Source organism: Rhodococcus sp. Leaf225, assembly GCF_001426145.1.
Taxonomy (GTDB): domain Bacteria; phylum Actinomycetota; class Actinomycetes; order Mycobacteriales; family Mycobacteriaceae; genus Rhodococcoides.
This window is the reverse complement of sequence record NZ_LMRN01000009.1, coordinates 890,944-915,865: the sequence shown is the minus strand read 5'-3', so window position 1 is coordinate 915,865 and position 24,922 is coordinate 890,944. Positions and strand designations below refer to the sequence as shown.

Sequence of the window (24,922 nt, the reverse complement as noted above, 5' to 3'; positions counted from 1 at the left end):
CCCCCGTCGCCTTCGCCGACCCGCCGCTGCTCAACACCGTCGGAGTCCATCAGCCGTTCGCTCTGCGCGCGATCGTGCAGATCCGGACCGACGACGGCGCCGTGGGTCTGGGCGAGACCTACGCCGACACCGCGCATCTCGTTCGCCTGAACGCTGCTGCCGAGGCCATGGTCGGGGTGGACGTCTTCGCACTCCACACGCTGCGCGCCGTCGTGGACGAGTGCCTGGGTGGCCTGACGGTGACGGGTGGTGACGGGGTGGCCGGCATGATCACGACGGCCAGCACCACCGATCGGGTGTTCTCGCCGTTCGAGGTGGCGTGCCTCGACATCCAGGGCAAGATCCTCGGGCGGCCCGTCTCCGATCTTCTCGGTGGCCTGGTGCGCACGGCCGTACCGTTCAGTGCCTATCTCTTCTACAAGTGGGCCGGGCACCCCGGCTCCGCGGACGACGAGTGGGGTGCCGCGCTCGATCCCGAGGGCATCGTCGCGCAGGCCCGACGGATGATCGACCGGTACGGCTTCGGCGCGATCAAGCTCAAGGGCGGGGTGTTCCCACCCGAGCAGGAGATCGCCGCGATGCACGCGCTGCGTGAGGCGTTTCCCGATCTCCCGCTACGACTGGATCCCAACGCGGCGTGGACCGTCGACACGTCCCTCGAGGTCGCGTCGGCCCTGACCGGTGTCGTCGAGTATCTCGAGGACCCCACACCGGGCCTGGACGGAATGTCGGAGGTGGCCCGCAAGGCCGCCATGCCGCTGGCGACCAACATGTGTGTCGTGGCGTTCGATCAGCTCGAGCCGTCGGTCCGACGCGACTCGGTCGGGGTCGTGCTGTCCGATCACCACTACTGGGGTGGACTGCAACGCTCACGGCTGCTCGCCGGCATCTGCGACACCTTCGGACTCGGCCTGTCGATGCACTCGAACTCCCATCTCGGCATCTCGCTCGCCGCGATGGTGCACCTCGCCGGCGCCACGCCGAATCTCACGTACGCCTGCGACACACACTGGCCGTGGAAGACCGAGGACGTCGTGGTGCCGGGCGTTCTGCGCATCGAGAACGGCGCCGTCGCGGTACCCACGGGACCGGGGCTGGGCGTCGAACTCGACGAGGACGCACTGGCGAGGCTGCACCAGCAGTACCTCGACTGCGGGATCAGGGACCGTGACGACACCGGCTACCGGCAGAGTCTCGAACCCGACTTCGTCAACTCCTCGCCGCGATGGTGACCGGCCGTTCACACGGTCGGCTATCTTGAGCCGATGTTCTCGCTCTCGCGCCTGACGTGCTTCATCGCCGTCGCGGAGGAGCTGCACTTCGGCCGAGCCGCAGAGCGGCTCCACATGACCCAGCCCCCGCTCAGCAGGCAGATCCAACAGCTCGAGAGTGAACTGGGCGTGCAGCTGATCGACCGGACGTCACGCTCGGTGACCCTCACGGCTGCCGGCGTGGCGTTCCTGCCCGACGCCCGCCGGATAGTCCGCTTGGCCGAGAGCGCCGCACTGACCGTCAAGCGCGTCCCCGCCGGTGATCTGGGCACCGTCGTCATCGGCTTCACCGCGGCGTCCGCGCATGCCGTCCTGCCTCGGCTGCTCTCGGACGTGCGCGCGGCTCTGCCGGACGTCGAACTGGTGCTGCGGGAGATGGTGTCGTCGATTCAGATCGACGCCCTGGCGAGCGGGGAACTTGACCTCGGTCTGGTCCGTCCCACCGTCACGCGACCGGGAATCCTGACGCGGCCCATCCACCGCGAGGCACTCGTCGCTGCGCTTCCCGAGGGGCACGAACTCCTCGACGTGGAGCGTCTGAGCGTGACGCACTTCGACGATCAACCCGTGATCATGTACTCGCCGGTGGATGCCCGCTACTTCCACGAACTCCTCATCAGCACCTTCACCGTCGCCGGGGTCACGCCTCGATACGTGCAGTACGTGACGCAGGTGCACACCATGCTGATGCTCGTGAGCTCCGGCCTGGGCTGCGCACTGGTGCCGGCCTCGGCACGCACGATGCACACCGAGGGCGTCGTGTTCCGCGAGATCCGTTCCAGCACCGAGGAACCTGTGCGACTGAACGCCGCGTGGCGTCACGACGCCGCCAACCCCGCCCTGCACCGTGTGCTGACGGACGTGAAGGCCGTGACCTCACTGCAGTGAGATCACAGCCGGCGGTTGCTGCGTCCGCGAACTAGTGCGCGACCTCGACCGGCGGCTTGACGGCCACGACCGGGCAGTGTGCGTCGAGCAGGACACGCTGAGACAGGCTGCCGAGCAACAGCTTTCCGACGGGTGAGCGGCGACGCACGCCGATGACGAGGAGCTCGACATCCGGCTCGTAGGACATGTCGACGAGGTTGTCGGCGTGCGAGCGGCCGGGTACCGGCTCCGCCACCCGCGCCGCCACGCCGTCGGCGCCGGAGTCGGTGCGGGCAGCCATGATCAGCTCGTCGACCGCACTGCGATCACCGTCGACCACGACGGTGACGTCGGTACCGCGCATCTTGGCCTCGCGGAACGCGAACGGCAGTGCGTTGCGATCCTCGACGGTGTCCGCGTATCCCACGACGACGCTCATCGGGTCTCCTTCTGATCGGGCTGGAAGACCGGCGTCACGAGCGTGCCGTCGGCGAGGAACGAGTTCAGGTTCTCGAGGGTGAGTGCTTCCATCGCGGCGCGGGTCTGCACCGTGGCACTCCCGACGTGGGGAAGCAACACCACGGTGTCGAGGGCGCGAAGCGCGTCCGGCACCTCGGGTTCGTGGGCGAAGACGTCGAGCCCGGCGCCGGCCAACCGTCCGCTCTGCAGCGCCTCGACGAGGGCGTCCTCGTCCACGACGCTGCCGCGAGCCACGTTGATCAGGAAGCCGTCCGGCCCCAGTGCGTCCAGCGTCTCCCTGTCGACGAGCTGCTGCGTCTCCGGTCCGCCGGCTGCGGCCACGACCAGAACGTCCACTGCCGCAGCGAGTTCCCGCGGAGACGAGTGGTACCGGTACGGACTCGACTCGACGACGTTGCGGTTGTGATAGTCGATGGTGCAGCCGAAGGCCTCGAGGCGGTGCGCGATGGCGCCGCCGATGCGCCCGAGACCGAGGATGCCGACCCGAGATCCGCTGACCTGCCGCGCCAACGGCGGCATGGGCTTGGTGGTCCACTCGCCCGCGCGCACGTAGCGGTCGGCGGCGGAGAAGCCGCGGAGGGTGTCGATGAGCAGCCCGAGGGCGGTGTCGGCGACGGCGTCGGTGAGGACGTCCGGAGTGTTGCTGACACCGATCCCGCGGCGGCGGGCCTCCTCTGCATCGGTGCCGTCGTACCCGACTCCGAAGTGGACGATCGCGCGCAGCGCGGGCAGGCGGTCCATGAGGTCCGCCTTGACGCCGACACGGCCGGACGTCACGACGGCGACGATCTCGTCGGCGTGCCGGCCGAGCACATCGTCGCGATCGTCGTCCGGCAGCACCAGCGCGCCGCCGGCCTCGAGTGTCTTCATGAGCGACGGCTTGAGTCCGCCGACCCGGAGAACGCGCGAAAATCGCTGCGTCTCATCGGGACTCGATGCCGATCCGTTCGAGCTCGGCGTTCCACCGTCGGTCATGCCGCCTCCTTCACCGTGCGACGGCCACCGGGAGCGACGGCCATCGTCTGCGGTGATCGTATGTCGGCCGACGAATACCGGTCCAACACGCAATTAGCATGGATCCATACTCATCCGGTATTGATATCGTGTCCTCTCGTGACGCAGCAGGTCAGAGCCTCGGCAGTGTGATGCGGACCGCTCGACGCCGTCACGGCGATCCCGAAATCGGCCCCGAACTGCGATTTCCCGGCCGATCGTCTGTTGACGGTCACTCCCCCCACTCCTACCGTGTGTCTACCGTCACAGGCGGTCCATCGGCTCCACTCGGCGTGCGTCGTCAGCCCCGACACCTCGCACCCGGTGAAGCCCCCTCAGCTTGGAGGAATCCATGAGATCCACCCGCGCCACATCCCTGGTGTCGGTGATCGCCGCGTCCGCACTCCTCACCGGATGCACCGTCGCGAACTCGGACAGCGGAGACGCCGCGAGTCCCGACACCGTCCGGATCGTGCTGCCGCAGGAACCACCGACCCTGGAGCCGTGCGATGTCTCGCTGACGGCCATCGGCGTGGTCACGCGGTCCAACATCACCGAACCCATGATCGAGCGTGACCCCACCACGGGTGACCTCGAACCGAAGCTCGCCACGTCGTGGGAGCGCACGTCGGACACCGAGTGGACGATCCGCCTGCGCGACGACGTCACCTTCAGCGACGGCACACCGTTCGACGCCGAGGACGCCGCCGTGTCGGTCGATCGCGCCGTGAACTCCGATCTGGCCTGCAACGTCGAGGGATACGTCTTCGGCGACGACGACCTCACCGTCCGCGCCGTGGATCCGACGACGTTGACCGTCGCCTCGCCGACTCCCGATCCGATTCTGCCGCTTCGTCTCTCGTTCATCGAGATGGTCAAGAGCGAGGTCGGTAGCGCCGAGCGGACCCGCGAGCCGATCGGTACCGGCCCGTACCGCATCGACTCGTGGGACTACGGCCAGCGACTCTCCCTGGTGCGCAACGACACCTACTGGGGCGACGCACCGGAATTCACGCGGGCCGTCTACCAGTGGCGTACCGAGGGCAGCGTCCGCGCCGCCATGGTCACCAACGGCGAGGCGGACATCGCGACCGGCCTCGGCCCCGAGGACGGAGCCGGCGACCTCGGTGTCGCCTTCCCGAACAACGAGACCACCGCCTTGCGGATGCAGGCCACCACACCGCCACTAGACGATCAGCGCGTGCGCGAGGCCATCAACTACGCCATCAACCGTGCGGGCATCGTCAAGGCACTGTTCCGCGGAATGGGAGCGCCCGCTGCGCAACTCATCGCGGACGGCGTCGTCGGCTACAACGACGAGCTCACCCCGTGGCCGTACGACATGGAGAGGGGCAAGGCCCTCATCGACGAGGCTCGCGCCGACGGTGTTCCCGTCGACACCGAGATCCGCCTCATCGGCCGCACCGGGCAGTTCCCGAAGATCAACGAGACCGTCGAGGTCATCCAGAACGCGCTGGCCGGCATCGGCCTGAACGTGAAGATCGAGATGAAGGACACGGCGGCCACCGCCGAGTTCCAGGAACGGCCGTTCCCGAACGTCGGGCCCTACCTGCTGGTGATCCAGCACGGCAATCAGGCCGGCGACGCCGCGTTCACGATGGATCAGTACATGCGCAGCGACGGCTTCCAGAGCTCCTACGGCACAACCGACTTCGACGAGGGAATCGACGAGGCCGAATCGCTGACCGACGAGGAGCGACAGACCGCGTTCGCCGATCTCTTCGCCCGTGAACCCGGGGAGATCACGCAGATGGCGTACATCGCGCACATGAACGGTGTGTTGGCCAAGGACCCGCGCATCGACTACACCCCCGATTCCGCCACCGTCGACGAGATGCGACTGGCCGAGATGACCCGGAGTTCCGATGCGACCGACTGATCACGACCCCGACCAGCAGCCCACCTCGACCGAGAGGCCGACCAGCCCCTCCTCCGGAAGGGAGTGACCGCCATGTTCGCGTTTCTGCGACGCCGCGTCTACACCAGCCTCGTCCCACTCCTGGTCGTCCTCATCGGCGTCTTCTTCCTCGCTCGTCTGACCGGTGATCCGACCAGCCTCTACCTTCCCGAGTCGGCGACACCCGCCCAGCGCGAGGCGTTCGCCGCCCAGAACGGCTTCGACCAGTCCGTGTGGACACAGATGGCCGACTACTTCGGCGGCGTGCTGCACCTCGACTTCGGTGAGTCGCTCCGGACGGGCGAAGCCGCGTCCACCATGGCGTTGCGCGCCTTTCCCGCCACCCTGCAGCTCGCCTTCGTAACGATGCTCCTCGCCGTGATCGGTTCGATCGTCATCGGCTGCTGGGCCGCCTACCGTCCCAACTCTCTCGCCGACCGGTTCTCGAGCCTGCTGTCCATGACGGCCGCGAGCATCCCCGACTTCTGGTTCGCCATCACCGGCGTCTGGATCTTCGCCGTCGTGCTCGGTGTCCTGCCGACCTCCGGCACCGGGGGCGCCGTCGCATGGGTGCTCCCCATCGCGACACTGCTCATCCGGCCGCTCGGCGTGCTCACCCAGGTGGTCCGCGGTGCGATGGTCTCGGCCCTGTCCGCCCCGTACGTCCGCCTCGCTCGCAGCAAGGGTGCCGGCGACCTGCGCGTCGTCACCCACCACGCGCTGCGCAACGCCGCGGCACCCGCGCTGACCGTCGCCGGCGACCTCACCGTCGGCCTGGTGAACGGCGCCGTCGTGGTCGAGGCCATCTTCGGGTGGCCCGGCATCGGCAAGTTGATGATCGACGCGATCCTGCAGCGCGACTTCGCCGTCCTCCAAGCAGCCGTCCTCCTGACGGCCGTGAGCATCTTCGTTCTGAACATCGTGATCGACGCGTGCTACGCGCTGCTCGACGCACGGGTTCGCGACAAGGCCAAGGTCTGAGAGGTACACCCATGACACTCGAAGCAAGCAAGGACAGCTCGGGCGTTCCGGTTCCCCCGGTGCTGCCGCCCACCCCGGACGCCGCGTCCACGGCGCCCTCGCGCACGACCTCCATGCCGCTGTGGCGTCTGCTGCTGCGGGACCGCGTCGCCACCATCGCGGCGAGCATCCTGGTGCTCGTCTTCCTCACCGCGATCTTCGGTCCCATGCTGGTCGGCGACGCCGCCACCCGTCAGGACCTCGATCGATCCAACCTGGCACCGTTCTCCCTCGACACCGGCTTCATGAACATCCTCGGCACCGATCCGCTCGGCCGCAGCATGCTCGCCCGCCTGATCCTCGCCAGCCGGACCACGCTGTCGGTCGCGATCCCCGCAGTCATCCTGTCAGGCATCATCGGCTCGATCATCGGCATGTGGGCCGGTTACCACCGCGGCTGGCGCGAGACCGCCGCCATGCGCGTCGCCGACGTCATCATGAGCTTCCCGTCGTTGCTGATGGCCGTCGTCGTGCTGTACGTCTTCTCCCCCAGCGCCGCGAACATCGTGCTGATCCTGACCATCACCCGCATCCCGATCTACCTCCGCACGGCCCGCGCCGAGAGCGCGGAACTCCGATCGCGAGTTTTCGTCGACGCGGCCCGCACGTTCGGCGCCGGCAGCGGCGCGGTGATCCGTCGCCACGTGGTGCCGATTCTGCTGCCCACGTTGCTGACCGTCGCCACGCTCGACTTCTGCTTCGTGATGCTGGCCGAGTCGTCGCTCAGCTTCCTCGGCATCGGGATCCAGCCACCCGACATCAGCTGGGGCCTCATGGTGTCCCAGGGCCGCACCTACCTGCAGAGCGCCTGGTGGCTGTCGTTCTTCCCCGGACTCGCGATCGTCATCACCACCGTGTCCGCGACCGTGCTGGCCGCGTGGGCCCGCATCGCCACCGACCCGGCGCAGCGCTGGCGCCTCACCCTCCCGCGTTCGAAGAGAAAGGCACGTCGATGAGTGCTCCCGCTCTCGCCCGCACCGCGCTCGAGGTCGACGGTCTGACCGTCGAGATCCGCACCCCGTCGGGCACCGTGCGTGCCGTCGACGGAGTGTCGTTCAGCGCGAAGCGCGGCCGCACACTCGCACTGCTGGGCGAATCCGGCTGCGGCAAGTCCATGACGGCCCAGGCCCTCGTCGGGTTGCTCGAGCCGATCGCCGACATCGTCGACGGCACCGTCATGCTCGGCGACACCGATCTGGTGACGGCGAACTCCAGGACTCGACGCCGCATCGCCGCCACCGAGCTCGCCATCGTCTTCCAGGACGCGCTGACGGCACTGAACCCCGTCTACACCGTGGGCACACAGTTGGCGGAACCGTTCCGCATCCACCGCGGCATGTCGGCGAAAGCTGCACGTGTCGAAGCGATCTCGCTGATGGAGCGGGTGGGCATCCCGGAGCCCGAGTCGCGCGCAGACTCCTACCCGCACCAGTTCTCGGGCGGTATGCGTCAGCGCCTGCTCATCGCGATGGCCGTCGCCCTGGGGCCCACCGTGCTGCTGGCGGACGAGCCCACCACCGCTCTCGACGTCACCGTGCAGGCGCAGATCATGTCGTTGCTGCGCGACCTGCGCACCGAGCACGACATGGCCGTCATCCTCATCACGCACGACCTCGCGCTGGTCGCGGAGGAAGCCGACGACGTCGCCGTCATGTACGCCGGCACCGTCGTCGAGACGGGACCCGTCGCCGAGGTGTTCGGCTCACCGCAGCATCCGTACACGAAGGGACTGCTCGACTCGGTCCCCGTCGCCACCGTGCGCGGCGAGCACCTGAAGTCCATCGGCGGCACCCCGCCGGATCTGCACTCCATCCCGCCGGGGTGCGTGTACCAGGCCCGATGCCCCATCGCGCGCGCCGTCTGCGTCGCGCAGCGCCCCGAACTCCGCAGTGTCGCCGGCACCAGCCGTGCGACCGCATGCCATTTCCCCGAGGAGGTGTCCGGTGTCCGTTACGACGACAGTGGCGAGTGAGGCCGCGGCCACGCAGGCCGCACCGTTGCTCCAGGTCCGTGGAGTCTCCAAGACGTTCGACGTCGCCGCCGGCAGCGGCGGCCACAAGAAACTGCGGGCACTCGACGGCATCGACCTCGAGCTGCGACGCGGCGAGACCCTCGGCCTCGTCGGTGAGTCCGGTTGCGGCAAGTCCACACTCGCGCGCACGCTGATGATGCTCGAACGACCCGACACGGGCACCGTGTCGTGGGACGGCGTCGACCCGTTCGGCCTCAAGGGCAAGGAACTGCTCGCGTGGCGTCGTCGGATCCAGATGGTCTTCCAGGACCCGTACGGATCGCTCAACTCGAGGATGTCGGCGGCGGAGATAATCTCGGAGCCGTGGCACACGCATCGCACGATGTACAAGACCAAGCGCGACCGCGCCGCCCGCGTCCGGGAGCTGCTGCACCTCGTCGGTCTGCGTCCCAGCGACGAGCACCGCTACCCGCAGGAGTTCTCAGGTGGTCAGCGCCAGCGTCTCGGCATCGCGCGGGCCCTGGCACTCGATCCGAGTGTCGTGGTGTGCGACGAGCCCGTCTCGGCTCTCGACCTGTCGGTCCAGGCGCAGGTGCTGAACCTGCTCTCGGATCTGCAGAAGGAGCTCGGCATCAGCTACGTCTTCATCTCGCACGACCTGTCGGTGGTGCGCCACGTCGCCGACCGGGTCGCCGTGATGTACCTCGGCCGCATCATCGAGACCGGTCCGACCGATGACGTCTTCGACCATCCCACGCACCCGTACACCGAGGCACTGATGTCGGCAGCCCCGACGCTGGATCCCTCGACCCGGCGTTCGCGCATCCTCCTGGAGGGGGAGGTACCGTCGCCTCTGAACCCGCCGTCGGGCTGCCGTTTCCGCACGCGCTGCGCGCACGCGACGGACGTCTGCTCGACGGGCATTCCCCCGTCGGTCGGGCGTCTCGGGGACCTGCACATCGCCGAGTGCCACCACCCGAGATCGGACGCCGTGGCCGTATGACCGTGCTCGCGTGACCGGCCTCGAATGGCTGGTCGTGGGCGTCGCGATCTTCACGGCGTCGTGTCTCCAGTCGTCCATCGGCTTCGGGATGGGGATGGTCGCGGCGCCCGTCCTGGCCATCATCGATCCGCGGATGGTGCCCGGCACGATCATCCTGCTCGCCACCGCGCTCACCGCGCTGGTGGTGGTGCGGGAGCGCACGAGCATCGACGTGCGCGGGGCCGGCTGGGCACTGGTGGGACGGGTGCCCGGCGTGATCGCCGGCGCCGCGCTGCTCGTCGTGCTGCCCGAGCGGGGAGTCTCCATCATGCTCGGTGCAGTGGTGCTGTTCGGCGTCGTGGCCACGGCGATCGGCTGGTCGCCGACACCGCGACGCGGATCGCTCATGACCGCGGGCGCCGCGTCCGGACTGCTCGGCACCGCCACCTCCATCGGCGGGCCACCCATGGCGCTGATCTGGAGCGGCAGCAGCGGCGCCGCGTTGCGCAGCACCATGAGCGGCTTCTTCCTGATCGGCTCCCTGATGTCGCTCGCCGCGCTGGGGGTCGCCGGCTCCCTCGACGCGCACTCCCTGGCGACCGGCGCCCTGCTCCTGCCCGTAGTCGCGCTCGGGTACATGGCCTCGCGCTGGGTGAACCGCGTACTCGACCGTCGTCGGCTGCGATGGGTGTCCATCGTCGTCTCGGCGGGTGGTGCGCTCGTGCTGCTGGTCGATGCGGTGGTGTGAGGTGTGCGGTTGCGGTGGGTGCAGCGCTGGCGCTTCCGGGAGCGCACACACCCTCTGATGAGCGCACACCCGCTACAGCCGACTGGACGGGGTATGCGCTTCATGGCAGATGTGCGCACTCGGCGCCGGCGCACTCGATCGATACTCACCCTGCATCGCTGCATCCACAAATGGTGTTGGACGGGAATGAATCACCCGCCCTAGGCTCGTCGACGTGAGCACCGTCACCGAGGTCCGAACCTCCCATGCCACGCCCGTCGTCACCGCGATGCGCGTCGTTCCCGTCGCCGGCCACGACAGCATGCTGCTGAATCTCAGCGGCGCCCATGCACCGTTCTTCACCCGGAACCTGGTCGTGCTGACCGACTCCGACGGGCGCACCGGTGTGGGCGAGGTACCGGGTGGCGAGCCCATCCGCCGCTGTCTGGAGGACGCCCGCGTCCTCGTCGAGAACGCCTCGGTCGGCAACTACCACGCCGTGCTCAACGCGATGCGCCGCGCGTTCGCGGACCGCGATTCCGGCGGACGCGGCGCCCAGACCTTCGATCTGCGGATCGCAGTGCATGCCGTGACCGCGGTGGAGAGCGCCCTGCTCGATCTTCTCGGTCAACACCTCGGCGTCAGTGTCGCTGCCCTGCTCGGCGACGGCCGCCAGCGCGACAAGGTGCAGGCGTTGGGCTACCTCTTCTTCATCGGCGACCGCACCAAGACCGACCTCGCGTACCGCGCCCCCTCGGACGAGAGCGGCTCCGCCGACGCCTGGTCCCGTATTCGCCACGAGGAAGCCCTGTCGCCCGACGCCGTAGTGGCGTTGGCCGAAGCCGCACAGGCGAAGTACGGCTTCCAGGACTTCAAGCTCAAGGGCGGCGTACTCCCCGCAGCGCAGGAGGCCGACGCGGTCCGTGCGCTCGCGGAACGATTCCCCTCTGCGCGGATCACCCTGGACCCCAACGGCGGATGGCTCCTGAAGGACGCGATCGAGACGTGCCGTGGTCTGCGCGACGTGCTCGCCTACGCGGAGGACCCGGTCGGACCCGAAGGCGGATTCTCCGGGCGCGAGGTGATGGCCGAGTTCAAGCGCGCGACCGGCCTGCCCACCGCCACCAACATGATCGCCACCGACTGGCGCGAGATGGGACACACCATTCGATCCGGCGCCGTCGACATCCCGCTCGCGGATCCCCATTTCTGGACGATGAACGGATCGGTCCGCGTCGCGCAACTCTGCGATGCCTGGGGTCTGACGTGGGGATCGCACTCCAACAACCACTTCGACGTCTCGCTCGCCATGTTCACGCACGTCGCAGCTGCCGCTCCCGGTGAGATCACCGCCATCGACACGCACTGGATCTGGCAGGACGGCCAGCGCATCACGACGAATCCGTTCCCCATCGTGGACGGGTACCTCACCGTCCCCGACGTGCCGGGTCTCGGAGTGACCCTCGACATGGAGCGCGTCGAGGCCGCACACGAGCTGTACCAGCGCGAGGGCCTCGGGGCCCGCGACGATGCGGTCGGCATGCAGTACCTGGTGCCGAACTGGACCTTCGACAGCAAGCGCCCCTGCCTGCAGCGCGCATGAAGGTCGTCGTCGCGGACCGCAACCTCCTCCCGCATCGGGACGCCGTCGAGGCGGGGATGCCGGACGGCACCGTCGTGTCGTGGCACGAACGCTTCGACGAGGACGCGCTCGTCGCCGACCTCGCCGATGCGGACATCCACGTGGGCGGCAAGGTCACCGACGCCATGGCGCGAGCCGGCACGCGGCTGCGACTCGTCCAGGTCGTCGGTGCGGGCGTCGACAACGTGGCGCGCGCATCGCTTCCGTCGACGACCGTAGTGGCCAACACCTTTCACCACGAGGACTCGATCGCCGAGTACGTGCTCGCCGCAGCGATCCTGCTCCGACGCGGGTTCCTCGATCAGGACCGCGCTCTGAGACAAGGCGTGTGGGCAACCTCCGTTTACGATCAGGCACTACCTCAACCCCACGCCACTGCCGGAGCGCGGGTGGGCTTCGTCGGTTTCGGCCACATCGGTCAGCGGTCGTGGTCGCTACTGCGCACCCTCGGATGCGTCGGCGCTGCCGTGACAGGACGCGGTGCGGTCGACGTGGTCGCCCATGGCCTGGACTGGGCCGGCTCGACCGACGAACTCGACAGGCTGGCCGACGAGTCCGACATCATGGTCGTCTCGGCTCCCCTGACGACAGCGACGAGCGGCATGATCGGCCCCGCGCAGCTGCGAGCCCTCGGACCGCGGGGCGTTCTGATCAACGTCGGACGTGGCCCACTGGTGCAGGAACGTCCTCTCTACGAGGCACTCTCGCGTGGTGACCTGGGTGCTGCCGCGATCGACGTCTGGTACGACTACCCCGGTCCCGACGGGCACGGCGAACCGAGTGCGCACCCGTTCGGGGCACTGCCCAACGTGCTCATGACACCGCACTCGTCGGGCATCACCCGTCGCACCTTCGACGGCCGGTGTCGCGACGTCCTCGAGAACATCCGACGCATTGCCGACGGAGTCGATGTGAAGAATCCCGTTACCTGACAGTTCGTCCCGTGTGTCCCCTTGCTCCGGTTACTCTGATTCGGCCGGGGGGCACGGGGCACCTCGACGACATTCTCGGGGGCCGCACATGACCGTTCGCACCACACTTCTCACCGTTGCCACCGCCGCACTGACGGCGATGGGCACCGTTGCCGTAGCGACCCCGGCGGTGGCTGCGCCCGGGCTCACGGACGTGCTGTTCGTGGCCAACAACTGGGACGGGACCGCGGACTACCTCACCCCCGACGGCAACCTGACCAGACTGGGTCGGTTGAACGTCGTGCCGGACAAGGAACAGCGCCTCGCGGAGATCTACCGGAATCCAGTGCGCGCCGCGTTCTACTTCGGAATCCGGCAGCTGGTGGGCGAGGGTCACGACCAGTACGCCGACGACATGTACACCTCGAAGGACGGCAGGAAGCTGATCGTCTCGCGGCCCAGCTTCGCCGACGTCGTCTCCCTCGACATCGCAACCGGTGCGATCGATTGGCGGTTCGCCGTCGACGGTCAGCGCGCCGATCACATGGCGATCTCGGACGACGGCACACAGGTCGCTGTCTCGGCGTCGACGGCCAACACGGTGCACATCCTGGACACGACGAACGGCCGCGAGATCGGCAGATTCCCCACCGGCACCTCCCCGCACGAGAACGTGTACACGAAAGACGGCCGCTACATCATCAACGCGAGCATCGGCCGCGTCGAGTCACCCCTCGACGCGCCCGCTCTCGGCGTGACCAAGTTCCCGCGCTGGATCGCCTTCTACGACAGGACCACCGGGGCCGTCACGCGCCAGATCGACATCGGGCGCAAGCTGGCCGAGGCCGGGCACCCCGACATGAGTTCGTCCGTCCGCCCGATGACGCTCTCGCCGGACGAGCGTTTCCTCTACCTGCAGGTCTCTTTCTTTCACGGCATCGTGGAGTACGACCTGCAGCAGGACCGGGTGACCCGGGTGGCGGATCTGCCCATCACCGCTGCGGCGGCGGCGCTTCCGCGCGAGTCGTACCTGCTCGACTCGGCCCATCACGGCATTGCGATGAACACCGCCGGCACCAAGATGTGCGTCGCGGGAACGATGTCGGACTACGCCACCGTGGTCTCGCGGGATACCCTGACGGCGGGGCCTCTGGTGACGTCCGGTGAGAAGCCCTACTGGTCCACGCGCAGTGCCGACGGTCAGTACTGCTTCGTGTCGTGGGCCGGTAGCGACAAGGTTTCTGCGATCTCGTTCGACACCGGTCTGGAAGTGGGCAGCGCTGCGGTCGGCGACCATCCGCAGCGGATGCGCACCGGCGTCGTCACTGCTGCGATCACCGGCTGACCACCACATTCCCGACACGACGAAGGCCGGTCACCACGCGGGCGACCGGCCTTCGTCGAGGCGGTGCTAGGAGACGCCGAGCATCTCGTGATCCTTCAGCGACGACGTGATCACCCGGAGGTGATCGTCGACCCCGCCGAGCGTGTGCTCGATGGCCGTGAGACGCGAGAAGTAATGTCCCACAGGGTATTCGTCCGTCACACCGATTCCGCCGTGCAGCTGGATCGACTCCTGGCCGATCTGCCGGGCGGAGCGTCCGATCTGCAGCTTCGCCCGCGACGCGACCGTGGGATCCGGAGATCCGTCGGCCAGCGACATCGTCGCGTAGAGCGCCATGCTGCGTGCCAGTTCGAGCTGCACGTACATGTCCGCAGCGCGGAACGTCAGTGCCTGGAACTTGGCGAGCGGCACACCGAACTGCTTGCGCTGCTTCAGGTACTCCGTGGTGAGTCGCAGCGACTCCTCCATCGCACCGAGCGCCTCGGCAGCGAGAGCCGCCTGCGCACGGACGTTGGACGCCACGATGGCGGCACTGGCGTCGCCGCCGTCACCGAGCGGTTCGCCCGCGACGTCCGACAGCTCGAGCGACGCGCCGCGCAGTCCGTCGTGGGTGCGGTAGGTCTTGCGCGTGAGTCCCTCGGCATCGGCCGCGACCAGGAACAGGCCCACGCCGCCGCCGGGCAGCGCCGCGCTGATCACGAAGTGATCGGCGCAGTCACCGTGCAGCACAGGGTTCTTCACACCCGAGAGTGCCCACGAGCCACCCGATCCGGCCGGCCTCCGGCCTTCACGCAGGTCCTCGGTGGCCGACGTCGACACCTCGGCCGCCGGCCAGCGGGTGCCCGGCTCGGAATGCGCGAACGCGAGAAGGGTCTGCCCCTCCGCGACGCCCGGCAGGATGCGCTGACGCTGATCGGTCGATCCGACCTCGGTGATGAGACCACCCGGAATCAGCACGCAGTCCAGCAGCGGCTCGGGTGCGAGGCGGCGACCGATCTCGGTCATGACCGCGAAGGTCTCGACCGGTCCGGCGTCCATGCCGCCGTCGTCCTCGGCGAAACTGAGGCCGAGCAGGCCCAGCTCGGCGAACTGCTTCCAGACCGATTCGGTCCAGCCGCGCTCGCTCTCCACCGCTGCCTTGCGCTTCTCGTTGTCGTAACTGCGGGCGAGCACGTCACGCACCGTGTCGCGCAGCAGCTTCTGTTCTTCGTCCAGTTCGAACTGCATGTCGTGCGCTCCTAGAGACCGAGAATGCCGGACGCGATGATGGTGCGCTGCACCTCGTTCGAGCCGCCGTAGATGGATGTCTTGCGGAAGTTCAGGTAGGTCGGGGTCGCACGCTGCGCCCAGACCGGTGTCGGCGAGTCCTCTCCGGCCGCGAACGGGAGCGAGTCCGGTCCCGCCACGTCGGTGAGGATCTCGGTGGCCAACTGCTGCAGCTCGCTGCCCCGGAGCTTGAGCACCGACGACGCCGGGTTCTCCTTGCCGGAGACGTAGCTGGAGACGATGCGCAGCTGGGTGAGCTCGAGTGCGAGCACCTGGTTCTCGAGCTCGGCGAACCGAGCGGCGAAGACCGGATCGTCGAGCAGCGTGCCGGTCCCGACCGTGGTCTCGGCCGCGAGCGCCTTGGCCTGCGCCAGCTTGGTCTTGGTGAAGCCGAGTCGCGTGATGCCGGTGCGCTCGTTGCTCAGCAGGAACTTGGCGTAGGTCCAGCCGGCGTTCTCCTCGCCGACGAGGTTCTCGACGGGGACGCGGACGTCCTCGAACCAGACCTCGTTGACCTCGTGGCCGCCGTCGATCAGCTTGATCGGGCGCACGGTGATGCCGGGGGTCTTCAGGTCGACCAGGATGAACGAGATACCGGCCTGCTTCTTCGGCGCGTCCGGGTTGGTGCGCGCCAGCACGAAGATCCAATCGGCGTACTGGCCGAGCGTGGTCCACGTCTTCTGACCGTTGATGACGTACTCGTCACCGTCGCGCAGAGCGACCGTGCGCAGCGACGCGAGGTCCGATCCCGCCTCGGGCTCGGAGAAGCCCTGGCACCACCAGATGTCGAGGTTCTGCGTGGGCGGGAGGAACTTCTGCTTCTGCTCCTCGCTGCCGAAGGTCGCGATGACGGGCCCCACCATCGAGATGTTGAAGGCCAGGGGCTCGGGCACCGACGCGAGCTGCAGCTCGTCCAACCAGATGTGGTGCTGCATCGGGGTCCAGTCCTTGCCACCCCATTCGACGGGCCAGTGCGGGCTCGCCATGCCGTGCTTGTTCAGGATCTGCAGCGTCGTGATCATGTCCTCGCGCTCGAGTTCCTCGCCTGCCGCGTTGCGCTCGCGGATATCGGCAGGGATCTCGGTACGGAAGAAAGTTCGCATCTCGTCGCGGAACGCAGCTTCCTCATCGGTGAGTGCCAGGTTCATCTGTGACCTTTCGAAGTCCTTCGCTGATCTCTAGCACCGTACTCTCCGGTAACCAGGCTCGGACAGGGGTGCCGTCGACCGATATTCTGGGCCCGACCATGACCGATCACCTCGACTCCCGGGCGCGGAGCACCTCTGTCCGAGTGGCCCTCGTGCGCCACGGCGAGACCGACTGGAACGTCGAGGGGCGTCTGCAGGGCTCCTCCGACATCCCGCTCAACGACATCGGGCGCAGCCAGGCCCGGACCGCGGCCGCCGCGCTGGCCGACGACTCGTGGGACACCCTCGTCAGCTCGCCGCTCTCGCGGGCGTCGGAGACCGCCGACATCATCGGCCACGTCATCGGGCTCACCCGCTCGGCCGACCACGAGGACCTGATGGAACGTCGCTTCGGACGTGCCGAGGGCATGACCGGCTACGAGGCGTGGGCGTACTGGCCCGACGGTGACTACCCGGGCGCCGAGTCGCACGAGGCGCTCGCCGAGCGGGGGCGTCGTCGACTCGACCTGCTGGCCGACGAGAACCCCGGCAGGTCCCTCGTCGCCGTGGCACACGGCGGCATCATCCGGGCCGTGCTGAGGTCCATCACCGGCCACCCTGCGCCGCGCATCGCGAACGCCGGCGTGAGCGTCGTCGTCCGCGACGACGACGGCTGGTCGGTACGCACCGTCAACTCGATCCCGGTCCGCCACGGCCGACGGCTCCGCTGACGCGTCAGGAGAGGAACGTCTCCACGGGCGCGGGGCGCCCGTAGAGGTACCCCTGTGCGTACGTGCAGCCGAGTTCGGTGACGATGCGCTCCTGCTCCGTCGTCTCCACGCCCTCGGCGACGGTGCGCATGGTCAGCGCGGTGGCCATGGCCTCGATGGCCGTCACGATGGACACCGACGCGTCGTCGACCGGGACGCGGTCGATGAACGACTTGTCGATCTTGATGACGGTGATGGGCAGATCTCGTAGGCGACCGAGCGAGGAGTACCCCATCCCGAAGTCGTCGAGCACCAGCACGATGTCCTGCTCGGCGAGACGCGCGAGGACCCGATTGGCCACCACCGGATCGGCGATGAGGGCACTCTCGGTCACCTCGAGCCCGAGCACCGACCCGTCCAGACCGTGCGACGCCAGCAGGTCCGCGACGACGTCCGGGAGCCGCTCGTCACGCAGCTGCAGCACGGAGAGGTTCACCGACATCGACATGCGCGGCGCTCCCGCCGCCCGCAGTCGCACCAGATCGCCCAGAGCCGTGTCGAGTACCCAGGTCCCGATCTCGGAGATCATGTTGGTGGCCTCGGCGACCGGGATGAACTCGTCCGGCCCGACCCAGCGGCCGCGATGCTTCCACCGCACCAGGGCCTCGTAGACCAGCACGTCGTGGGTCCGCAGCGACACGATGGGTTGGTAGTGCACCGCCATCTCCCCGCGCGCGACCGCGCCGCGCAGCGCGCTGCCCAGCTCGACCGACCGGGTCGCCGCGGTGCGCAGGGACTCGTCGAAGAACGCGTAGGCCGCCGGCCCGCGGAACTTGGCGTCGTACATCGCCGTGTCGGCCTCGCGGACCAGATCGTCCGCCAACCCGGTGGGACCGCAGGACGTCGCGATGCCGATGCTGACGCTCACGTACAGCGACGCCACACTCAACTCGAACGGTTCCGCGAACGCGGCCAGGAGCAGTTCCGCGAGCTCCTCGGCACGGGCCCGGTCACAGTGCGCCACCACCACGAACTCGTCGCCGGCGTACCGCACCACGTCCTCGTCGGCGGAGACCACGCGCCGGATGCGCTGCGCCGCCGCCTGGATGAGCTCGTCGCCCGCGCGGTGGCCGTACGAGTCGTTGACGACCTTGAAGTTGTCGAGGTCCGCGAACAGCACGGTGGTGGCCGACGCCGACGAGGACGGCCTCCGCGCAGCGCGTTCCAGGATCGACTCGAGCATGGACCGATCGGGGAGACCGGTGAGCGAATCGTGGGTGGCGTCGTGGCGGGCCTTGTCCTCGCTGCGCTGCACCCGGCTCAGCGCCCGCTCACCACGGACGAACATTCCCACCAGGATCACGGCCAGAAAGGTCGAGCGGACCACCACGTCCGCGGTCCCCACCGCGTCGCCGACGAGCGGCAGCGCGGCGCAGGTGGCGACGAGCGCGATGGACACCGTCATCCGCTGCCGGGTGAGCGCGGCCGTCACACCTCCCGCGCGACCCACCCACGCCATCGACGGATGCAGCGACGCGGCGGCCAGCAGGACGAACGCGAGCAGATACATCGCGTCGAGGACGACCGCGGGCGGGGCGACCGAGCGGGCCGTCGCGATCGCGTAGCCGAGATCGCCGACGATGGTGACGAGCAGTGCGGCGACGAGGAGAACCAGGGACACGTTGAAGCGGCTCTTCGACAACAGCAGGAAGAACGCCATCGTGAACAGGCCGGCGTCGATCGCGGGGAACAGCCCGTTGAGCACCACGGACGGCACGTCCCGCGTGGTCGAGAGGACCGGAGCCACCAGCAGCACCCAGGACACGAACGTCATGCCCAGCGTGACCAGGACCGCGTCGATGATGGTCGGGGTGGGCCGCGAGTTGCCCCCTCGCCGCGACCAGCCGACGATGCCGAGGACGAGCAGCAGGTAGCCGAGCAACACCAGTACCTCCGGCAGCAGCCGGATCGCCGAGGGCAGGTCCGCGCGCACGCTCCGCGCGGACAGGCCCACCAGGAAGGACGTCGCCGCGCCGAGCATGCACCGCCAGGCGTACGTGTCGGTCGGGCTGTTGCGCCGCAGGCCGACCAGGACCACGACCATGCAGCCGATGGCGCCCACCGCGAAGACGCCGGTCCGGATCGATGCGGGCACGATCAGGTAGACGGCCAGCACCACGGCGGCCACCGTGAACGACGCCGCCAGGTAGCGCCCCGGCGACCGGACGGGCCCACCGAGGCGCGATCGGTCCAGCGCCGCAGCGGTCACTCGTGGGGGAACGGGCGTCGACACCATCGACTCGTCCTCCTCGACCACCGCGCGTGAGCGTGTCCCCCGAACCACGACCTGTCCGACCACAATCTATCCGTCCACAACCTAGCTGAGCAGTGGAAAGACGAGCAGCGCCGAGGCAGCAGTCATGCCTGCGCGGACGGCGCCGACGCTGCCGACAGTGCCCGAGATCGGATGCCGCCGCTCCCGCGCCGCGACACCGACGACGACGGTCCGTGCGAGGGCCAGGTGAGAGGTGGTTTCCGGTGCCGAACGGCCACTGTCGCGGCAGCCCGGGCGCCGTAACGACTCGATAACGAAGAGACCGATCGCCCCTCTCGATGCTGAGGTTCGGCCACTACTTCGGTAGGTCTGGGTGAGTGAGTACTTCCGAATCAGGTTCTGTCGACAACCCGACACCGGCGCTGAAGGACGCTCCGCCCGGGGTTCTCCGGCGCGCGATCGGCGCCTCGGCGATGGGCAACGCGACCGAGTGGTTCGACTACGGCGTGTACGCCTACACGGCCACGTACATCTCGCGCGCGTTCTTCCCGGACGACCTCGAGTCCGCCACCCTGCTGACGCTGGGCATCTTCGCGGTGTCCTTCCTCGTGCGGCCGCTCGGCGGCCTCGTCTGGGGACCACTGGGGGACCGTCTCGGCCGCAAGCACGTCCTCGCACTGACCATCATCCTGATGGGCACCGCGACCTTCCTCATCGGTGTCATCCCGAGTTACGCCTCGATCGGCTTCTGGGCACCGGTTCTGCTGGTGATCCTGCGCATGATCCAGGGCTTCTCCACCGGCGGTGAGTACGGCGGCGCAGCCACCTTCATGGCCGAGTACTCCCCCGACCGCAAGCGCGGCTTCTACGGCAGCTTCCTCGAGTTCGGCACACTCGGCGGCTTCTCCCTCGGCGCCCTCGTGGTGCTGGCCGTCGACCTGCTCTCCACCGACGCGTTCATGGACACGTGGGGCTGGCGCCTGCCGTTCTTCGTCGCCGGGCCGCTGGCGCTCATCGGGCTCTACATGCGGTCCAAGCTCGAGGACACCCCGGTGTTCCGTGAACTCGAGAACGAGGACGCGGTGGAGCACAAGACGTCCACCCAGTTCCGCGAACTGATCGCCACCTACTGGCGACCGATCCTCACGCTGATGGGCCTCGTCGTCGCGCTCAACGTCTGCAACTACACCCTGCTGAGCTACATGCCGACCTATCTGGAGAGCCGGATCGGCCTGTCGAGCACGTCGTCGCTGTTCCTCGTCGTCATCGGGCAGTTCGCCATGATGCTCGTCATTCCGTTCGCCGGAGCACTGTCGGACAAGGTGGGGCGCAAGCCACTGTGGCTCGTCTCGATGGTCGGACTGCTGATCTTCGCGATCCCGATGTACATGCTGATGACGGTCAACTTCGGCTGGGCCATCGTCGCGTTCACCGTGCTGGGCCTGCTCTACGTCCTGCAGCTCTCGACCATCTCGGCGACGTTCCCGGCCATGTTCCCGACGCACGTCCGGTTCGCCGGCTTCGCCATCGCCTACAACGTGTCGACCTCGTTGTTCGGTGGCACGGCGCCGGCGGCCAACGAGTGGCTCGTCGAACGGACCGGCAACGATCTCGTCCCGGCGTTCTACATGATGGGCGCCTGCGTCGTCGGACTGATCGCACTGCTGTTCGTCGCCGAGACGGCGGGCGCATCTATCCGCGGCCGCGGCGTCCCCGGCGTCGACACCGACGCGCATCCCTCGGCGTTGCAGAAGAGCTGACGCACCGCACCCCCGCGAGACTCTCGCGGGGGTGCGCTGGTGTCAGTGCTTGCCGCGGGGCGGTCCGCCGTCGCGCTGCAGCTGGATGAGCACGCCGCTGATCCTGGTGCGGCGCAACGCTTCCAACGTCTCGTCCGCGAGATCCGCCGGGAGCTCGACCAGGCTGTGATCCGGCCGGATGCTGATGTGCCCGAAGTCGCTGCGCCGCAGCCCGCCCTCGTTGGCGATGGCACCGACGATGGCACCGGGCGCCACCTTGTGCCGCTTGCCGACGCTGATCCGGTACACCGCCAGATCTTGATCGCCCTTGCGAGACTTGCGCAACGGCGGTGCGTCCCGATCGTCGAACTTGCGCTCGGGGCGCTCGCGCTTCTCCCGCGGCGGGGGCGGCGGCTCGGGCGACATGAGAAACGCGTCGCCGTCCCGCGACTGCGTCGCCAGCGCCGCGGCGATGTCCGCGAGCGGCACGTCGTGCTCGCGCTCGTAGTCCTCGATGAGTCGACGGAACAGCCCGAGCGACGTCGAGGACAGCGACTGGGTGATGGAGTCGGCGAACTTGGCCACGCGCTGCGCGTTGACGTCGTCGACGCTCGGCAGCTGCATCTCGGTGATGGGCTGCCGCGTCGCCTTCTCGATGGCCTTGAGCAGATGACGCTCCCGCGGCGCGACGAACAGCAGCGCCTCGCCCGCGCGCCCGGCGCGACCGGTCCGCCCGATGCGGTGCACGTACGACTCGGTGTCGTGCGGGATGTCGTAGTTGACGACGTGCGAGATCCGCTCGACGTCGAGACCGCGGGCCGCGACGTCGGTGGCGACGAGCACGTCGAGCGCACCGTTCTTGAGCTGACCGATGGTCCGCTCGCGCTGGGCCTGCACGATGTCACCGTTGATGGCGGCGGCCGAGTAGCCCCGCGCCCGCAATTTCTCGGCGAGCTCCTCCGTGGCCTGCTTGGTGCGGACGAAGATGATCATCGCCTCGAAGTCCTCGACCTCGAAGATCCGCGTCAACGCGTCGAGCTTGCGCTGATGCGCCACCTGCACGTACCGCTGCGTGATGTTGGGGGCGGTGGACGTCTTCGTCTTCACCGTGATCTCGACCGGATCGTGCAGGTACTGCTGCGAGATCTTGCGGATCGCCGACGGCATGGTGGCCGAGAACAGCGCCACCTGCTTGTACTCGGGGGTGTCCGCGAGGATGCGCTCGACGTCCTCCTGGAATCCCATCTTCAGCATCTCGTCGGCCTCGTCGAGCACGAGGTACTCGAGGTGCGACAGGTCCAGCGTGCCCTTCTCGAGGTGGTCGATGACGCGACCGGGCGTGCCGACGACGATGTGGGCGCCGCGCCGCAGACCGGAGAGCTGGATGCCGTACGCCTGCCCGCCGTAGATGGGCAGGATGTGCAGGCCCTCGATGTGGGTGGCGTACTTGCCGAACGCCTCGGCCACCTGGATGGCCAGCTCGCGGGTGGGCGCGAGGACCAGCGCCTGCGGCACCCGGTTGGCGACGTCGAGGCGCGAGAGGATCGGCACAGCGAACGCGGCAGTCTTGCCGGTGCCGGTCTGCGCGAGGCCGACGACGTCGTTCCCGGCCATCAACGGCGGGATGGTGGCTGCCTGAATGGGCGACGGCGTCTCGTACCCGACGTCCGCGAGGGCCTTCAGCACACGCTCGTCGATACCGAGATCGACGAACGAGGGGGTGTCGGTGGACACCGTTTCCGACTCGGAAGTGCTCATGTGCACCAGAGTCTAGTCCAGCGACCACCTGCAGACCGACAACTGTTCGAACAGGACAAAGCGGATACGGCACTACGATCACCGCAGCATCGCTTCATGTGATCCAATACACAACAAACCTGCTGCTACTGGAAGGTACAGACACCGTGCACGAATACTCGGTACCCGCGTCCTACACGATCCCGGACGACGTCTCGATGGCCGACACCGTGTTCCGCTACGCGAGCGAGACCCCGGAGTGGGTGGCGTTCCAACGGCGAGTCGGCGGCTCGTGGAAGGACGTCACGGCGCGCACTTTCGCCGACGAGGTCGCGGGCGTGGCCAAGGGCCTCATGGCCTCCGGCATCGAGTTCAGTGACCGCGTCGCCATCATGGCCGGCACCCGCTACGAGTGGGTCGTGCTCGACTACGCGATCTGGACCGCCGGTGGCTGCACCGTGTCCATCTACGAGACGTCCGCAGCCGATCAGGCGCAGTGGATCCTCGAGGACTCCGCGACCAAGCTCTTCGTCGTCGAGACCTCCGAACACCTCACCCGCATGAAGGACGTCACCGACAGCGCCGCGGATCTCCGCGAGACGCTGAGCTTCGACGGCGGTGCGATCGACGAGCTCACCACCCGCGGCGCCTCCGTGTCCGACGACGATCTGCACGCCCGTCGTCAGCAGGTGTCCGCGTCGTCGGCCGCCACGCTCATCTACACCTCGGGGACCACCGGCCGCCCGAAGGGTGTCCAGCTCACGCACTCGAACTTCTACGCCGAGACGACGGCCACCCAGGTGGCGCTGCACGACCAGATGACCGAGGGCAAGCGCACCCTGCTGTTCCTCCCGATGGCGCACGTGTTCGCTCGCGCGGTGTCGTTCGGCGCCTTCGAGGCCAAGGTCACGGTGGCGCACACGTCCGACACCACGACGCTGGTCGAGCAGTTCGCCGAGTTCCAGCCCGACTTCATCCTCTCGGTCCCCCGCGTGTTCGAGAAGGTCTACAACTCGGCCAAGCAGAAGGCGCACGACGGCGGCAAGGGCAAGATCTTCGATCAGGCCGCGGACGTCGCGATCGAGTGGAGCATCGCGCAGGACAAGGGCGGCGCCGGCCTGGTGCTCAAGGCGAAGCACACCCTGTTCGACAAGCTGGTCTACTCGAAGCTCCGCGCCGCGCTCGGTGGACGGTGCACCAGTGCGCTGTCCGGCGGCGGCCCCCTCGGCGCTCGACTGGGCCATTTCTTCCGCGGCATCGGCGTTCCGGTGCGTGAAGGCTACGGACTCACCGAGACCAGCGCCGCCGTCACGGTCAACACCACCGACAAGCAGCGCATCGGTTCCGTCGGCCGCCCGCTCGCGGGGCACGCCGTGAAGATCGCGGAGGACGGCGAGATCCTGGTGAAGGGTCCCGTCGTGTTCTCCGGGTACTGGCACAACGAGAAGGCCACCGAGGAATCGATCCGCGACGGCTGGTTCCACACCGGTGACCTCGGCTCACTCGACGACGAGGGCTTCCTCTCGATCACCGGTCGCAAGAAGGAGATCATCGTGACGGCAGGTGGCAAGAACGTCGCGCCCGCCGGCCTCGAGGACTCCATCCGGTCGCACCCGCTGGTCAGCCAGTGCCTCGTCGTGGGCGACGCCAAGCCGTTCATCGGGGCGCTCATCACATTGGACCCCGAGGCTCTGCCCGGCTGGCTCGAGCGTCACGGTCTCGACAAGAGCACGACCGCGAGTGATCTGACGACCAACGCCGACCTGATCGCCGAGATCGACAAGGCCGTCGACACGGCCAACTCGAAGGTCTCCAAGGCCGAGCAGATCAAGAAGTACACGATCCTGCCCGGTGACTTCACGATCGAGTCGGGAGAACTGACGCCGACCATGAAGCTCAAGCGCAACGTCATCCTGGAGTCGCACGCCACCGAGGTGGCC

20 protein-coding genes are annotated in these 24,922 nt (G+C 68.2%); 14 read left to right on the top strand and 6 right to left on the bottom strand.

Annotation, left to right across the window (positions count from 1 at the left end; all coding sequences use genetic code 11):
- A partial coding sequence (locus tag ASG69_RS08555; protein WP_082546984.1) for a glucarate dehydratase family protein occupies positions 1–1,232 on the top strand: 1,232 nt, incomplete at its 5' end.
- Positions 1,233–1,265: 33 nt separating this feature from the next.
- Entirely contained in the window at positions 1,266–2,159 is an 894-nt protein-coding gene (locus ASG69_RS08550; protein WP_027504713.1) for a LysR substrate-binding domain-containing protein, read from the top strand.
- Positions 2,160–2,190: 31 nt separating this feature from the next.
- Here the strand turns inward: ASG69_RS08550 and ASG69_RS08545 are convergent, their stop codons facing one another.
- Together ASG69_RS08545 and ASG69_RS08540 are read right to left on the bottom strand one after the other, a co-directional pair.
- Positions 2,191–2,577, bottom strand: coding sequence for a universal stress protein (locus tag ASG69_RS08545; protein WP_027504712.1), 387 nt, complete (start codon positions 2,575–2,577; stop codon positions 2,191–2,193).
- Positions 2,574–3,593 carry a 2-hydroxyacid dehydrogenase gene (locus ASG69_RS08540; RefSeq protein WP_056441954.1) on the bottom strand — a complete coding sequence of 340 codons (1,020 nt, stop codon included), beginning with the start codon at positions 3,591–3,593 and terminating at the stop codon, positions 2,574–2,576. Before ASG69_RS08540 ends, ASG69_RS08545 begins: the two co-directional genes overlap by 4 nt.
- 370 nt (positions 3,594–3,963) lie before the next feature.
- On the opposite strand from ASG69_RS08540, the gene ASG69_RS08535 reads away from it, so the two are divergent.
- The 9 genes from ASG69_RS08535 (at position 3,964) to ASG69_RS08495 (ending at position 14,128) form a co-directional block, all read left to right on the top strand.
- On the top strand, positions 3,964–5,511 hold the full coding sequence (locus ASG69_RS08535) for an ABC transporter substrate-binding protein (RefSeq protein ID WP_056441951.1): 1,548 nt from the start codon (positions 3,964–3,966) through the stop codon (positions 5,509–5,511).
- Between the two features lie 72 nt (positions 5,512–5,583).
- Positions 5,584–6,510: an ABC transporter permease gene (locus ASG69_RS08530; RefSeq protein ID WP_027504709.1), complete on the top strand. Its 927-nt coding sequence runs from the start codon at positions 5,584–5,586 to the stop codon at positions 6,508–6,510.
- Positions 6,511–6,521: 11 nt separating this feature from the next.
- The gene (locus ASG69_RS08525) at positions 6,522–7,505 is read left to right on the top strand and encodes an ABC transporter permease (protein WP_235578886.1); all 984 of its coding nucleotides are present in this window, start codon (positions 6,522–6,524) and stop codon (positions 7,503–7,505) included.
- Positions 7,502–8,521 carry an ABC transporter ATP-binding protein gene (locus ASG69_RS08520; RefSeq protein WP_027504708.1) on the top strand — a complete coding sequence of 340 codons (1,020 nt, stop codon included), beginning with the start codon at positions 7,502–7,504 and terminating at the stop codon, positions 8,519–8,521. Before ASG69_RS08525 ends, ASG69_RS08520 begins: the two co-directional genes overlap by 4 nt.
- Entirely contained in the window at positions 8,493–9,524 is a 1,032-nt protein-coding gene (locus ASG69_RS08515; RefSeq protein ID WP_235578885.1) for an ABC transporter ATP-binding protein, read from the top strand. Before ASG69_RS08520 ends, ASG69_RS08515 begins: the two co-directional genes overlap by 29 nt.
- A 10-nt stretch (positions 9,525–9,534) precedes the next feature.
- Positions 9,535–10,251, top strand: a complete 717-nt coding sequence (locus ASG69_RS08510) for a sulfite exporter TauE/SafE family protein (protein ID WP_056441947.1) — start codon at positions 9,535–9,537, stop codon at positions 10,249–10,251.
- A gap of 268 nt (positions 10,252–10,519) precedes the next feature.
- Entirely contained in the window at positions 10,520–11,833 is a 1,314-nt protein-coding gene (locus ASG69_RS08505) for an enolase C-terminal domain-like protein (RefSeq protein WP_056442413.1), read from the top strand.
- A complete protein-coding gene (locus tag ASG69_RS08500; protein ID WP_056441944.1) occupies positions 11,830–12,804 on the top strand; it encodes a 2-hydroxyacid dehydrogenase in 975 nt (324 codons plus the stop codon). The genes ASG69_RS08505 and ASG69_RS08500 overlap by 4 nt, the downstream gene beginning before the upstream one ends.
- Before the next feature lie 88 nt (positions 12,805–12,892).
- Positions 12,893–14,128 carry a YncE family protein gene (locus tag ASG69_RS08495; protein ID WP_056441942.1) on the top strand — a complete coding sequence of 412 codons (1,236 nt, stop codon included), beginning with the start codon at positions 12,893–12,895 and terminating at the stop codon, positions 14,126–14,128.
- Between the two features lie 66 nt (positions 14,129–14,194).
- Here ASG69_RS08495 and ASG69_RS08490 read toward each other — a convergent pair whose 3' ends face one another.
- A complete protein-coding gene (locus tag ASG69_RS08490; protein WP_027504703.1) occupies positions 14,195–15,355 on the bottom strand; it encodes an acyl-CoA dehydrogenase family protein in 1,161 nt (386 codons plus the stop codon).
- An 11-nt stretch (positions 15,356–15,366) separates the two neighbouring features.
- Positions 15,367–16,542 (bottom strand): acyl-CoA dehydrogenase family protein, encoded by a 1,176-nt coding sequence (locus tag ASG69_RS08485; RefSeq protein ID WP_027504702.1) that lies wholly within the window; start codon positions 16,540–16,542, stop codon positions 15,367–15,369.
- A gap of 98 nt (positions 16,543–16,640) precedes the next feature.
- Here ASG69_RS08485 and ASG69_RS08480 point away from each other — a divergent pair, with 98 nt between their 5' ends.
- On the top strand, positions 16,641–17,252 hold the full coding sequence (locus tag ASG69_RS08480; protein WP_056441939.1) for a histidine phosphatase family protein: 612 nt from the start codon (positions 16,641–16,643) through the stop codon (positions 17,250–17,252).
- 4 nt (positions 17,253–17,256) lie between these two features.
- Here ASG69_RS08480 and ASG69_RS08475 read toward each other — a convergent pair whose 3' ends face one another.
- Entirely contained in the window at positions 17,257–19,548 is a 2,292-nt protein-coding gene (locus tag ASG69_RS08475; RefSeq protein ID WP_056441936.1) for a putative bifunctional diguanylate cyclase/phosphodiesterase, read from the bottom strand.
- Between the two features lie 431 nt (positions 19,549–19,979).
- Here ASG69_RS08475 and ASG69_RS08470 point away from each other — a divergent pair, with 431 nt between their 5' ends.
- Positions 19,980–21,266, top strand: a complete 1,287-nt coding sequence (locus ASG69_RS08470) for an MFS transporter (protein ID WP_081821135.1) — start codon at positions 19,980–19,982, stop codon at positions 21,264–21,266.
- 42 nt (positions 21,267–21,308) lie between these two features.
- Here the strand turns inward: ASG69_RS08470 and ASG69_RS08465 are convergent, their stop codons facing one another.
- Positions 21,309–23,003 carry a DEAD/DEAH box helicase gene (locus ASG69_RS08465; protein ID WP_051613107.1) on the bottom strand — a complete coding sequence of 565 codons (1,695 nt, stop codon included), beginning with the start codon at positions 23,001–23,003 and terminating at the stop codon, positions 21,309–21,311.
- A gap of 146 nt (positions 23,004–23,149) precedes the next feature.
- On the opposite strand from ASG69_RS08465, the gene ASG69_RS08460 reads away from it, so the two are divergent.
- Positions 23,150–24,922: AMP-dependent synthetase/ligase (locus tag ASG69_RS08460; RefSeq protein WP_056695741.1), on the top strand; the 1,773-nt coding region annotated here is incomplete at its 3' end.